Raw genomic sequence first — 12,469 nt, forward strand, 5'->3', positions numbered from 1 at the left:
CGGCGGCGGTTGGATGGACATTCTTTGCGAAAGCCGTCGAGGACTAAGAGCGCCTCAACAATGCACATGCCCGGCAAAGGCGCTTTATTAGGGAGTTTTGCGTCCGGTGCGCCCGATCATCTCTGTCTGGGGACAGGAAGGGAGGTCGGGCGATGCCGCCAGGGCTCAACACCGGCGATTCGGCCTGGGTGCTCGTGAGCGCCGCCATGGTGCTGCTCATGACGCCCGGACTGGCCTTCTTCTACGGCGGCATGGTCCGCGCCCAGAACGTGCTCAGCATGCTCTTCATGAGCTTCGTCTCGATCGCCCTGGTCACGATCCTGTGGTTCGGCTACGGCTACGGGCTGGTCTTCGGCCCCGACGTGGGGGGCGCCGGCGTGATCGGCTTCGGCGACCTGCGCTTCGCCGACATCACGCCCACGATGCTGCACGGCCGCGTCCCCACCTACGCCTTCGCGCTGTTCCAGCTCACCTTCGCCATCATCACGGTGGCCCTGATCAGCGGCTCGGTCGCCGGCCGGACCCGGCTCGGGCCGTGGATCGTGTTCTCCGTCGTCTGGGTGACGCTGGTGTACTTCCCGATCGCGCACTGGGTGTTCGACCGGCAGGGCTGGATCAGCCGGTGGGGCGTGCTCGACTTCGCCGGCGGCCTGGTGGTCGAGCTGAACTCCGGCATGGCCGGCCTGGCGCTGGCCCTCGCGCTCGGCCCCGGCGTGCGTTTCCGCAGGAAGGAGCCGCCCCTGCCGAGCAACATCCCGTTCGTCATGCTCGGGCTGGGCCTGCTGTGGTTCGGCTGGTTCGGCTTCAACGCCGGCTCGGCCATGGCCGACGGCGGCATCGCGGTCAACGCCTTCCTGACCACCATGATCGCCGGGGCCGCCGGGATGCTGACCTGGCTCGTCCTGGAGTGGTTGCGGTACCGGCACTTCACCCGGCTCGGCTCGGCCACCGGCGCGCTGGCCGGGCTGGTGGCGATCACGCCCGCCTGCGCCTTCGTCAACGCCGAGGGCGCCCTGGTCATCGGCATCGTGGCCGCCGTCGTGGTGTCGTACGCGGTCACCTGGAAGCTCGTCCTCGGCTACGACGACACCCTCGACGTCGTCGGCGTGCACGGCGCGGGCGGCATCGTCGGCACGGCCCTCATCGGCCTGCTCGCGACCGGCGTCAGCGCCACCAGGACCAAGGGCCTGCTGTACGGCGGCTCGATCGAGGTGCTGCTCAAGCAGCTCGCCGCGATCGTCGTGGTGGGCCTCTACTCCTTCGTCGTCACCTACCTCATCGGCCGCGTCGTGGACCGGCTGTGCCGGATGCGCGAGACCGAGGCCGAACAGCTCGCCGGCACCGACGCGCAGCTCGGGACGGAGGACTGATGGCCGCCACCCGCCATCCAGCCCGCGCGCTCGTCCTGGTCGGGGTGGGCGGCGGCGTCGGCGCGGTCGCCCGTCACCTGCTCACCCAGACCCTGATGGGCGCCGACCACCCGCTGCCCTGGCCCACGCTGGTGGTCAACGTCCTCGGCTGCCTGCTGCTGGGCCTGCTCACCGGCGAGCTGACCCGCCACCCGCTGCACCGCATGCCGGTCAAGGCGCTGCTCGGCACCGGCTTCCTGGGCGGCTTCACCACCTTCTCGCACCTGGTGGACGGCGTCCGCGAGCTCACCGTCGGCGGCGCGGCCGGCTGGGCGGCGCTCTACCTGGTGCTCAGCGTCGTCCTGGGCCTGCTGGCCGTCTGGGCGGGCCTGCGGCTGGGCGGCCGTCGATGATCCTCGTGCTGGTCGTCTTCGTCGGCGGCCTGATCGGCGCGCCGGCCCGCTACCTCGTGGACGCCGGCGTCACCCGGGCGGCCGGCAAGGCGATGCCCTGGGGCACGCTGGCCGTCAACGTCATCGGCTCGGGCGTGCTCGGCGTCCTGATGGGCATCGCCTCCCGCGACGCCCTGCCGCCGGCCGTGTTGTCGCTGGTCGGCACCGGGTTCTGCGGCGCGCTCACCACGTTCAGCACCTTCAGCGCCGACACCTGGAAGCTGCTGGCCGCCGGGTCCACCGGCCGGGCGCTGGCCGACATCGCCATGAACCTGGTGCTCGGCCTGGCCGTCGTCAGCCTCGGCTACCTGCTCGGCAGGGCGATCGCCGGCTGACCGGAAGGAGGCGGGAACGCCCATGACCACCGCCTCCCCGTGGGAGCGGGCCAAGCGGGCCCTGGTCGGCCGGCCGCTGCGCACCCAGCACCTGGAACGGCAGCTCCTGCCCAAGCGGCTGGCGCTGCCGGTCTTCTGCAGCGACCCGATCTCGTCGGTGGCGTACGCGACCGAGCAGATCATCATGGCCCTCACCCTGGGCGGCCTCGCCCTGCTGCACGTGACCGGCTGGATCGCCCTGGCCATCGTGGCCATGCTGGTGATCATCATCGTGTCCTACCGGCAGACCTGCTACGCCTACCCGGGCGGCGGCGGCGCGTACGTGGTCAGCCGGGAGAACCTGGGCGTCAACGCCAGCCTGGTCGCCGCCAGCGCGCTGCTGGTCGACTACGTGCTGACCGTCGCCGTCTCCGTCGCCGCCGGGGTGGACGCCATCACCTCCTACGCGCCCGGCCTGAACCGCTGGTCGGCGCCGCTGAGCGTGGCCTGCGTCGCGCTGCTCACCCTGGTCAACCTGCGCGGCACCCGCGAGTCCGGCCGCGGGTTCGCGGTGCCCACCTACGCCTTCATCGCCGCGGTCTACCTGATGTTCCTGGTCGCCGCCTGGCGGCTGCTGACCGGCGAGCATCCCCGGGCGGTCAGCGCCGGCTTCACCATCGAGCCGCTCTACCAGCCCGTCGGCTTCGTCGCCGTCTTCCTGGTGCTGCGCGCGTTCGCCTCCGGCTGCACGGCGCTGACCGGGGTGGAGGCGGTCAGCAACGGCGTGCCCGCCTTCCGCCGGCCCAAGAGCAGGAACGCGGCGAACACCCTGGCGATCATGGGCGTGCTGTCGGTCACCATGTTCTCCGGCATCACCGTGCTGGCCCTGCTCACCCACGTCCGGATGACCGACCCCGACCACCCCGGCCGGCTCGCCGGGATGCCCGCCGGGTACGTCGAGCCCACCGCCCTGGCCCAGATCGGCGACGCCGTGCTCGGCCGCGGCGTCCTGTACGCCTTCCTCCAGGCCAGCACCGCGGCGATCCTGATCATGGCGGCCAACACCGCCTACAACGGGTTCCCCATGCTGGCCTCGATCCTGTCCGCCGACTCCTACCTGTCCAGCCAGCTGCACAAGCGCGGCGACCGGCTGGTCTTCAGCAACGGCATCCTGCTGCTCGCGACGGCCGCGGCCGTGCTGCTCGTCGTCTTCGACGCCAACAGCTCCCGGCTCATCCAGCTCTACATCATCGGCGTCTTCATCTCCTTCACGCTGAGCCAGGCCGGCATGGTGCGGCACTGGCAGCGGACCGGGCCGCGCTCGCCCGGCGTGCGGCGGCGCCAGGCCGTCAACGCGACCGGCGCGACGGTGACCGCCGCCGTCCTGGTGATCGTGCTGGTCACCAAGTTCGCCAACGGCGCCTGGCTGGTCTGCCTGGCCATCCCGGGCCTGTTCGCGCTCATGAAGGGCATCAGGCGGCACTACGACCAGGTACGGGCGGCCACCACGCCGGACACGCCCGTCGAGCTGCCGGGCGGCGCCCACGCCATGGTGCTGGTCTCCCGGCTGGGCAGCCCCGCGCTCCAGGCGGTCGCCTACGCCGCGGCCACCCGCCCGGCCGGGCTGGAGGCCGTGCACGTGTGCACCGACGAGGAGGCGACCCGCGAGCTGCGCGAGGGCTGGGAGCACTACGCGCCCTCCTCCGTGCCGCTGAGGATGATCGAGGCGCCCTACCGGACCGCCGTGGGCCCGATCCTGCGGCACGTACGCGACCGGCTGGCCCTGCACCCCGACCAGATCGTGACCGTCTACATCGTCGACTACGTCACCGGCCGCTGGTGGGAGCCGGCCCTGCACAACCGGCTGACCGCCCGGCTGCGGGACCGGCTGCTGCTGCTCCCCGGGGTCATGGTCACCCTGGTGCCCTACCGGCTGGCCTCGGGCGAGGGCCGGGCCGAGCGCCCGCCGCGGCTGCCCACGCGCCTGGCCGTCCTGGCCCAGGCGCCGGACGGCGGCGACGACCCGGCGCAGGCGGCTACGCCGCGGCCCTGACGACGTGCATGAGCTCGGCCAGGACCTCGGTGTTGAGCTGGTAGGCCAGCCGCACCTCGCCGATGATCCGCTGCCGCTCGCGCTCGTCGAGCTCCGCGCCGAGGGCGTCGAGCCGGGCCCGGTACTCGGTCTTGAACCGCGGCAGGCTGCCGACCTCGTCGAAGATGTAGAAGTCGACGCCGCCGCCGGCCCGGTAGCCGAAGATCTTCTGCAGTTCCATGCGGATGAACTGGCCGCCCGACAGGTCGCCGAGGTAACGGGTGTAGTGGTGGGCGACGTAGCCGCCGGGCCAGTCGGTCATCTGGTGGATGCGGGCCTGGAGGGTCCGGGTGGCCTTGGAGGGGGCGACGCGCTCGCGCCAGGCGGGGCCGTAGATGGTGGCCAGGTCGCGTTCCAGGGCGGGCTCGCGGTACAGCTCGGGGAAGACGAAGCGGCCGGCGACCGGGTGGGCGGCCAGCTCCTTGGAGACGCCGTCGAGGGCGAGGTAGGCGAAGTAGTGCTGGGCGACCATCTCGCCGTACTCGTGCTCGGTCAACCGGCCGCTCATCAGCTCGGCGAGGTAGCCCTCGGACTCGGCCGACTCGTGGTCGCCCCAGGTGGCGGCCCTCAAGGTCTCGGAGAACGACGTCGTCACAGCACTTCCCCAACTCGCGCGAATGTTTCTGACACAGTGTCACAACCCTCGGAGGCTCCGTCAAGGTGATGGCGACAGCATGTCAGCAAAACTCGCCTCCGCCGTTCATCTACCCAGGAAGGCGGGGCTCAAGGGGGCATGCCTGGCGGAGCCGCCCGTCGCGCACAGTGGCGGGCGTCAAACGGTCCGCTACCTGGAAAAATCGCTCTAACATACGGTGACACCGTCACTCGCTAGCCAACCCAGGAGTGATCCTTGACCGTCCAAGCCGACGTCGCCCGGCGACGCATCGAAGAGCTGCTCCGTGAGCGCGAGGAGCAGATCCTCACCCGTTGGGTGCAGCTCGCCAAGGCCCCGTCGGACGAGCTTCTCGACATCTACCGCGCCCTGCGGTCCTCGCTCGATCAGGGCAAGGGAGACCTCGCCGACGTCCGCGGGCTGCTCGCGGAGCTCTCCCGCACCCGCGCCCGCGCGGGCCACCAGCCCGCCGACACCGCCCGCGCGGTCTTCGGGCTCAAGGAGGCCCTGTACGAAGTCGTCGAGGCCGACGGCGAGCCCGAGGCCCTGCGCGGCTTCATCTGGTTCTCCCGGCTCATCGACGACCTCGGCCTGCTCACCTTCGAGACCTTCGCCGACGCCCGCGAGAAGATCATCCTGGACCAGGCCGAGCAGCTGCTCGAACTGTCCACCCCGGTGGTCAAGCTCTGGGAGGGCATCGTCGCCGTGCCGCTGATCGGCACCCTCGACTCCGCCAGGACCCAGGTCGTGATGGAGAAGCTGCTGCAGACCCTGGTCGACACCGGCGCCGAGCACGCTGTGATCGACATCACCGGCGTGCCGGCCGTGGACACCCAGGTGGCCCAGCACCTCCTCAAGACCGTGGTGGCCGCCAGGCTGATGGGCGCCGAATGCGTCATCTCCGGCATCCGCCCGCAGATCGCGCACACCATCGTCACGCTCGGCATCGAGTTCGGCGACATCGTCACCAAGGCGTCGCTGGCCGACGCCCTCGCCCACGCCTTCAGGCGCAGCGGCGTGCAGGTGACGCAGTCCAAGCACGCCCGCATCGCCGTCCGGGCGGAGGGCGCCTGATGGACCGGGTGCCCGTACTCAAGCTCGGCGACATCCTGATCGTCTCCATCCAGATCGACCTGGAGGACCAGAGCGTGCTGGCCCTCCAGGAGGACCTGGCCGAGCGGGTCGTCGCCACCGGGGCCAGAGGCGTGATCATCGACATCACCGCGGTCGAGATCGTCGACTCCTTCATCGGCCGCATGCTGGCCACCATCGCCACCATGTGCCGCATGCTGGACGCCCAGACCGTGGTCGTCGGCATGCGTCCCGCGGTGGCGATCACCCTGGTCGAGCTCGGCCTGTCGCTGGGCGGCGTGCGCACGGCACTGAACCTGGAGAAGGGAGTGGCGCTGCTCGACCACGTCAGGGGCGCCGCCACGTGACCGAGACGATGACGATCGCGGGCAGCGCGGACGTCGTGATGGTCCGGCAGATCGTGCGGACCCTCGCGATCGAGGCCGGGCTCTCCCTCGTGGACCAGACCAAGATCGTCACGGCGGCCAGCGAGCTGGCCCGCAACGCGCTCGTCTACGCCGGCGGCGGTGACGTGCGCATCGACCTCGTCGAAAACGGCCGGAAACGGGGCCTGAAGCTGGTCTTCAGCGACGAGGGCCCCGGCATCCCCGACCTGGACAAGGCGCTCACGGACGGTTTCACCACCGGCGGCGGCATGGGCCTCGGCCTCGGCGGCTCCCGCCGGCTGGTCGACGAGTTCGACCTGATCTCCGCCCCCGGGAAGGGCACGACCGTGACGGTGACCAAGTGGGCCAGGTGAACCCGGCCTGGGTGCGCGCCGAGGACCCGAGTGCCGTCGGCGCCGTCCGGCGGCGGGCGGTCGAGCTGGCCGAGGCGGCCGGCTTCGACACCACCCGCACCGGGCAGACGGCCGTGGCCGTCAGCGAGGCCGTCTCCAACCTGGTCAAGCACGCCGTGGAGGGCGTCGTCCTGGTACGGCCGCACCCCGAGGCCCCGGCCGGCGTGGAGCTCGTCGCGGTGGACAAGGGCCCCGGCATGGCCGACGTGGCCCGCGCCCTGCGCGACGGCTACTCCACCTCCGGCACCCTCGGCATCGGCATGGGGGCCATCGCCCGCATCGCCACCGGATACGACGTTCACTCGGTGCCCGGCATGGGCACTGTGCTCGTCATGCATTTCACCGCCGAGGGCACGCCCGGCCCTCCGCTGCGCGCCAGCGGCCTGACCCGGCCGATCGGCGACGAGGTGAGCTGCGGTGACGGCTACGCCATCGCCGAGAACGGCGAGAGCACCACGGTGATGCTGTGCGACGGCCTCGGCCACGGCCACATCGCCGCCATCGCCGCGCAGACCGCCATCGAGCTGTTCGCTCAGGTCCAGGACCAGGAGCCGCTGTCGATCCTGGAACACCTGCACCGCGGGCTGAGCGGGACCCGCGGCGGCGCCGTCGCGGTCGCCCGGGTCGGCCGGGACACCGTCACCTACGCCGGGCTGGGCAACGTCTCCGGCTGGGTCGCCGACGCCGGCGGCCGGCAGGGCATGATCTCGCTGCCCGGCATCGCCGGTCACCAGGGACGCACGCTCCGCCAGTACGAGTACAAGATCCCCCCGTACGCCACCGTCGTGATGCACTCCGACGGCCTGACCGACCGATGGGACCCCGGGAACGTGCCGGGGCTGTTCGCGCGCACCCCCGCGGTCATCGCCGCGGGCCTGCTGCGCGAGGCGGGCAGCAGGCGTGACGACGCCTGCGTGGTGACGGTGAGGCCCGGCAATGGCGGCGACTGAGCTCATCAGGGTCAGGCTCGACACCGACCAGGACGTCTTCGTCCTGCGCCGCCTCGGCCGGGCCGCGGCCGAGCTGGTCGGGCTGGAGTCCCAGGACCAGATCCGGGTCGCCACCGCCCTCAGCGAGGTGGGCAGGGAGGCCTTCGGCAAGGGCGCCGCCGCGGTGATCACCCTGGGCGGCGACGTGCTCGCCATCACCATCCGCCACACCAGGCCGTCCGGTTTGGACCGCTCCGAAGGCGTGACGCTGGCCGGCCGGCTCGTCGACGACATCGCCCTCGGCGACGGCCACGTCACGATCACCAAGCGGCTGCGGCCGCGGGCGACCGCCGTCCCGCTGGCGGCCATCCGCGCCGACCTCGCCAAGCTGGCGCCGATCAGCGCGCTGGAGGAGCTGCGCGAGCAGAACAGGGAGCTGGCCGAGACCCTGGAGGACGTGCTGCGGCTCAACTCCGAGCTGCAGGAGACCAACACCGGCGTGCTGGCCATGTACAACCAGCTGTCGGCCGAGCTGGAGGAGACCAACAGGGGAGTCGTCGCCCTGTACGCCGAGCTGGACGAGAAGTCCGCCCAGCTCCGCGAGACGATCGACGCGCGCAACCGGTTCTGGGCCACCGTCAGCCACGAGCTGCGCACCCCGCTGAACTCCGTCATCGGCCTGGTCCGGCTGCTGACCGGCCAGGGCGGCGAGCCGCTGACCGAGGAGCAGGCCCACCAGATCGGGCTGATCGGCGACTCGGCGCAGACGCTGCTCGAACTCGTCAGCGAGCTGCTCGACATGGCCAAGGCCGAGTCCGGCCGCCTGGACCCGCAGCCCACGCTGGTCAACCTGGCGCGGATGGCCGGGCAGTTGCACGTCACGATGCGGCCGACCAGCGAGCGCGCCGGCGTGACGCTGAGCCACGAGATCACGCCGGAGGCCACCGAGCTGTACGCCGACGAGAGCATGCTGCTCAGAATTCTGCGCAACTTGCTCTCGAACGCGCTCAAATTCACTCAAAGCGGGCAGGTAGTGCTGGCCGCGCATGCCGACGAAGCCAAGGGCGAGATCGTCATCACGGTCACGGACAGCGGCATCGGCATCTCGGAGGAACACTTGACGCGCGTGTTCGAGGACTTCTACCAGGTTCCCGGCTCGCTCCAGGTCAGGGCCAGGGGCACCGGCCTCGGCCTGCCGTACGCGCGCAGGCTCGCCGAGGCCCTCGGCGGCACGCTGGATCTCACCAGCACCCCGGGCGAGGGCACCACCGCCACCCTGCGGCTGCCGCACCAGAGCGGCACGCCCGAGGTCCAGCGCGTGCTGATCGCCGACGACGACGAGGTCTTCCGCGCCACCGCCCGCCGTATGCTCTACGGCTTCACCGTGCACGTGGACGAGGCCGCCGACGGCGCCGCCGCGCTGGAGGTCATGGCCGCCTCCCCGCCCGACGTGATCCTGGTCGACCTGCTCATGCCCCGCGTGGACGGCCACGTGCTGCTGCACCAGATGGCCGAGGACGAGCGGCTGAGCGACATCCCGGTCGTCATCGTGACCATCGCCCCGCAACACGCTCCCGGCAACCGGCCGGTACTGTCCAAGCACGGGCTGCGCAGGGAACAACTCCTGCAGGCCATCCGCAGCGCCCGCCAGGGCGAGAACGGCGGTGCTGGAGAGGACCAGGATGTCTGAGTCCGCACGCGTGCTGGTGGTGGACGACACCCCCACCAAGCGCTACATCCTGTCGAGCTGGCTACGACGGTCGGGCCACCAGGTGCTGGAGGCCAGGGGCGGCGAGGAGGCCCTCGGCCTGCTCGCCGCCAACCAGGTCGACCTGGTCGTCCTCGACGTCCGGCTGCCCGACATCAACGGCTACGAGGTCTGCGAGCTGATCAAGGCCAACCCGGCCACCGCCTCCATCCCCGTCATCCAGGTGTCGGCCAACGCGATCACCCCCGCCGACCGCACCGAGGGGCTGGAACGCGGGGCCGACGCCTACCTGAGCGAGCCCATCGAGCCCACCGAGTTCGCCGCGACCGTCGAGGCCATGCTGCGCTACTACCGGGCGCGCTGGCGGGCCGAGCTGATGGCCGAGCGCCTGGCCAAGCTCGCCGAGGTGACGTTGCGGATGAACGAGGCCGAGACGTTCGACGAGCTGCTGACCGTGGCCGTCGAGGGCACCGCCGAGGTGCTCGGCCGCTACAGCGGCACGCTCGCCATGCTGCCCGACGGGCGGGTCCGGCGCTTCCGCGCCCGTCCCGGCGAGCCGGCCAGTGTCCAGCCCGCCGCCCCCGACGTGCTGGAACGTCTGTCCGAGCGGACGCTGAAGGACGCCACCAGGGCCCGGGTGTTCACCCTGGCCACCAGCGAATGGAAGAGCCTGCTGCCCGACGTGCGCGCCGAGGACTCCACCACCGGCGTGCTCTGCCGCACCAAGAACTCCCCGTCGCCGGTCTACCTGGGCGTCGAGGCCGTCTCGCCGCTCGACGCCGACGAGGTGAACCTGCTGCGCCAGCTCGGCCAGGAGCTGGCCCTGGCGCTGGGCGCGCTGCGCGCCTACACCGAGGAGCACGACATCGCGCTGACCCTGCAGCGCAGCCTGCTGCCCAGCCGCATCCCCGAGGTGCCGGGCCTGCAGGTCGCGCTGCGCTACCAGCCCGCCGTGGACAACGTCGAGGTCGGCGGCGACTTCTACGAGGTGCTGCAGGTCGACGGACGCGTGCTGATCGCCGTCGGCGACGTGGAGGGCCACTCCCTGCACGCCGCGACCGTCATGGCCGAGGTGCGCCACGCTCTGCGCGCCTCGCTCATCGCCCAGGTGGACCTGAGCGCCTCCCTCGACCTGCTCAACCAGATGATGCGGCGCTACCACCGGGGGCTGACCGCCACCGTGTGCCTGATGCTCATCGACCCGGCCACCGGCGAGATCGAGCTGGCCAACGCAGGGCACATGCCGCCGCTGTTCGCCGGGCCCGGCAGCTCGTACCACACGCTGGGCAACCTGCTGCTCGGCGCGGTGCCCGAGCGGTACCAGGTGGACCGGCTCAAGCTGCCGCCCGGCGGCACGATGATGCTGTTCACCGACGGCCTGCTGGAGGACCGGCACATCCTGCTCGACGACAGCATGGAGAAGGCCAGGCAGCTCGCCGAGACCGTCGAGGACGATCTGGAGGAGTTCGCCGAGCGTATGCTGGCGGCGTTCGGGGCGCGCGAGGACGACGTGGCGCTCGTCGTCGTCCGCCGCACCCTCGACGCGGACTCCGTCGGCGCCTGAACGGCCGTACTTGGGCCTGAACCCTCAGCGGGTGTACCGGTGCTTGGCTCCGGGTGGGAAGTACTCCGGGTCCCCGGCCTCGCGCAACCGGATGAACGGCATCTGCTGCGCCACCGGCACATAGTTCGCGAACTCGCTGTTCAGCCGCAGGAGCTGGGCCAGGATCGAGGCGCCCACCGCCTGGGCGACCTCGTCGGCAGGCTTCTCGCCGGGCATCAGCTCCACCGTGACCGTCAGGTGCCGGTCGTGGTCGGCGTCCTCGGCCGCCTCCATCACGAACTTGCCCGTCACCGACCCGCTGACCTCCGGCTGCTCCAGCCCCACCGCGATGTTCTCCGGGTAGACGTTCGCGCCGTAGTACGACAGCGTGAAATGGCTCCGGCCGAACACGTAGACGAACGGATGCCGCGGGCCGGCGACGTCCGACCGGAAACCGTGCCGCTCGGCGAACTCCAGCATGCGCTCGTACGGGATCACGCCGCCCTCGTCGGCGATGTGGTACCGGATCAGCGGCACGCCGTTGTCGCCGGAGAACAGCAGCGTGCCCTCGTGCTCCTCGAAGAAGCGCACCCGCGGGTCGTACTGGACCAGGGTCGGCAGCCGGGACTCCCCGAACAGCTCCCTGGCCGTGTCCGGGCGGCCGGACAGGAACCGGCGCAGCTCGACCGAGAGCGGCGTCTCGTTGCCGAGCACCCCGGCGTCCGCGGTGCCGTACAGCGAGGCGATCCCGCGCACCGGGTCGGCGATCCCGGCCCGCTCGGCCACCAGCGTGCGCCACTCCTCGCTGAACACCTCGCCCGCCGTGACCAGCTTGACGTTCCAGTCGGCCCAGGGGAGCGGCTCGGTGTCGATGACGTTCTTCAGGAACGGCGGATAGCCCAGCAGGACCACCTGGTCGAAGTGCGGCGCCAGCTCCGGCAGCACCCGGGCGATCTCCCTGCGGTCGGTGCCCGGCGCGACGACGGTGATCGGGTAGCCGCGTTCGGCCAGGTGACGGCAGCACTCGATGGTGAACAGGCCGCCCACCCAGGTGCCCAGGGCGAAACAGACCACGGCCAGCGTACGGCGTTCGCGGGCCCCGAAGGAGTCCCGGAAGACCTCCTCGAAGCGGGACGCGATCACCCGCTCGTCCGCCACTGAGCGCGGCCAGAACGACGGCGTCCCCGTCGAGCCCGAGGACACGGCGATCATGTCCCCGATCACGCCGTCCCGGCAGAGGTCGGGGAGCGGGTGACGGCGGATGTAGGTGTCCTTGGACGTCATCGGCAGCCGGCTGAAGCGCTCCAGATCGGTGATGCTCGCCGGCTCGACACCGTGCTCGGCCAGGAACGAACGGTAGGCGGGCACGGTGGCGGCCGCCTGATGGAAGAGCTCAAGGGGATCCATGGGGCACGCGCGGCCGACCGCCCGGAACCCTGCGCCCCGGACCAGCCCCCACGCCTCCTCCCTCCAAGAAGCGATCGTCTCCAGCCCCCATGGTGACACCACCCCCCCCGCCCGCCACCCCTCCCCACCCAGCCCGCCTCCACCCGCCCCACCGACGCCCAACAAAACGCCCTGTCTCGTTATGCACGAAAC

General features: G+C 71.4%; 12 protein-coding genes. 10 read left to right on the forward strand and 2 right to left on the reverse strand.

Features of this window, described 5'->3' with window-relative positions:
* The first annotated feature begins 152 nt into the window (after positions 1-152).
* The 4 genes from ACIBQ6_RS04120 to ACIBQ6_RS04135 are packed head-to-tail and all read left to right on the forward strand — an operon-like array spanning position 153 to position 4,168.
* Positions 153-1,370: an ammonium transporter gene (locus ACIBQ6_RS04120; RefSeq protein ID WP_397210155.1), complete on the forward strand. Its 1,218-nt coding sequence runs from the start codon at positions 153-155 to the stop codon at positions 1,368-1,370.
* Positions 1,370-1,762 carry a CrcB family protein gene (locus ACIBQ6_RS04125; RefSeq protein WP_358293150.1) on the forward strand — a complete coding sequence of 131 codons (393 nt, stop codon included), beginning with the start codon at positions 1,370-1,372 and terminating at the stop codon, positions 1,760-1,762. Before ACIBQ6_RS04120 ends, ACIBQ6_RS04125 begins: the two co-directional genes overlap by 1 nt.
* Complete coding sequence (crcB, locus tag ACIBQ6_RS04130; protein WP_397210156.1) at positions 1,759-2,136, forward strand: fluoride efflux transporter CrcB; 378 nt, start codon at positions 1,759-1,761, stop codon at positions 2,134-2,136. The genes ACIBQ6_RS04125 and crcB overlap by 4 nt, the downstream gene beginning before the upstream one ends.
* Positions 2,137-2,158: 22 nt before the next feature.
* On the forward strand, positions 2,159-4,168 hold the full coding sequence (locus ACIBQ6_RS04135; RefSeq protein WP_358293145.1) for an APC family permease: 2,010 nt from the start codon (positions 2,159-2,161) through the stop codon (positions 4,166-4,168).
* Here the strand turns inward: ACIBQ6_RS04135 and ACIBQ6_RS04140 are convergent.
* Positions 4,152-4,802 (reverse strand): biliverdin-producing heme oxygenase, encoded by a 651-nt coding sequence (locus ACIBQ6_RS04140; protein ID WP_352354231.1) that lies wholly within the window; start codon positions 4,800-4,802, stop codon positions 4,152-4,154. The genes ACIBQ6_RS04135 and ACIBQ6_RS04140 overlap by 17 nt on opposite strands.
* A 255-nt stretch (positions 4,803-5,057) precedes the next feature.
* Between ACIBQ6_RS04140 and ACIBQ6_RS04145 the strand changes: the two genes are divergently transcribed.
* From ACIBQ6_RS04145 to ACIBQ6_RS04170, 6 genes are read left to right on the forward strand one after another with little or no spacing between them, the layout of a single operon-like run.
* Positions 5,058-5,894 carry an STAS domain-containing protein gene (locus ACIBQ6_RS04145; RefSeq protein WP_397210158.1) on the forward strand — a complete coding sequence of 279 codons (837 nt, stop codon included), beginning with the start codon at positions 5,058-5,060 and terminating at the stop codon, positions 5,892-5,894.
* Positions 5,894-6,259, forward strand: coding sequence for an STAS domain-containing protein (locus ACIBQ6_RS04150; protein ID WP_221762408.1), 366 nt, complete (start codon positions 5,894-5,896; stop codon positions 6,257-6,259). The genes ACIBQ6_RS04145 and ACIBQ6_RS04150 overlap by 1 nt, the downstream gene beginning before the upstream one ends.
* 8 nt (positions 6,260-6,267) lie before the next feature.
* Positions 6,268-6,651: an anti-sigma regulatory factor gene (locus ACIBQ6_RS04155; protein WP_358011053.1), complete on the forward strand. Its 384-nt coding sequence runs from the start codon at positions 6,268-6,270 to the stop codon at positions 6,649-6,651.
* Entirely contained in the window at positions 6,639-7,640 is a 1,002-nt protein-coding gene (locus ACIBQ6_RS04160; RefSeq protein ID WP_397210161.1) for an ATP-binding protein, read from the forward strand. The genes ACIBQ6_RS04155 and ACIBQ6_RS04160 overlap by 13 nt, the downstream gene beginning before the upstream one ends.
* On the forward strand, positions 7,627-9,309 hold the full coding sequence (locus ACIBQ6_RS04165) for a hybrid sensor histidine kinase/response regulator (RefSeq protein ID WP_397210163.1): 1,683 nt from the start codon (positions 7,627-7,629) through the stop codon (positions 9,307-9,309). Before ACIBQ6_RS04160 ends, ACIBQ6_RS04165 begins: the two co-directional genes overlap by 14 nt.
* The gene (locus ACIBQ6_RS04170; protein ID WP_397210165.1) at positions 9,302-10,891 is read left to right on the forward strand and encodes a SpoIIE family protein phosphatase; all 1,590 of its coding nucleotides are present in this window, start codon (positions 9,302-9,304) and stop codon (positions 10,889-10,891) included. The genes ACIBQ6_RS04165 and ACIBQ6_RS04170 overlap by 8 nt, the downstream gene beginning before the upstream one ends.
* A gap of 24 nt (positions 10,892-10,915) precedes the next feature.
* Here the strand turns inward: ACIBQ6_RS04170 and ACIBQ6_RS04175 are convergent, their stop codons facing one another.
* Entirely contained in the window at positions 10,916-12,277 is a 1,362-nt protein-coding gene (locus ACIBQ6_RS04175; protein ID WP_358293130.1) for a phenylacetate--CoA ligase family protein, read from the reverse strand.
* Between the last annotated feature and the right edge of the window lie 192 nt (positions 12,278-12,469).

This window comes from Nonomuraea sp. NPDC049655, assembly GCF_044465465.1.
Lineage (GTDB): Bacteria > Actinomycetota > Actinomycetes > Streptosporangiales > Streptosporangiaceae > Nonomuraea.

Coding starts and splice junctions, on each gene's coding strand:
- ACIBQ6_RS04120 (WP_397210155.1), top strand. CDS start 153: ATGCCGCCAGGGCTCAACACCGGCGATTCGGCCTGGGTGCTCGTGAGC.
- ACIBQ6_RS04125 (WP_358293150.1), top strand. CDS start 1,370: ATGGCCGCCACCCGCCATCCAGCCCGCGCGCTCGTCCTGGTCGGGGTG.
- crcB (WP_397210156.1), top strand. CDS start 1,759: ATGATCCTCGTGCTGGTCGTCTTCGTCGGCGGCCTGATCGGCGCGCCG.
- ACIBQ6_RS04135 (WP_358293145.1), top strand. CDS start 2,159: ATGACCACCGCCTCCCCGTGGGAGCGGGCCAAGCGGGCCCTGGTCGGC.
- ACIBQ6_RS04150 (WP_221762408.1), top strand. CDS start 5,894: ATGGACCGGGTGCCCGTACTCAAGCTCGGCGACATCCTGATCGTCTCC.
- ACIBQ6_RS04155 (WP_358011053.1), top strand. CDS start 6,268: ATGACGATCGCGGGCAGCGCGGACGTCGTGATGGTCCGGCAGATCGTG.
- ACIBQ6_RS04165 (WP_397210163.1), top strand. CDS start 7,627: ATGGCGGCGACTGAGCTCATCAGGGTCAGGCTCGACACCGACCAGGAC.
- ACIBQ6_RS04170 (WP_397210165.1), top strand. CDS start 9,302: ATGTCTGAGTCCGCACGCGTGCTGGTGGTGGACGACACCCCCACCAAG.
- ACIBQ6_RS04175 (WP_358293130.1), bottom strand. CDS start 12,277: ATGGATCCCCTTGAGCTCTTCCATCAGGCGGCCGCCACCGTGCCCGCC.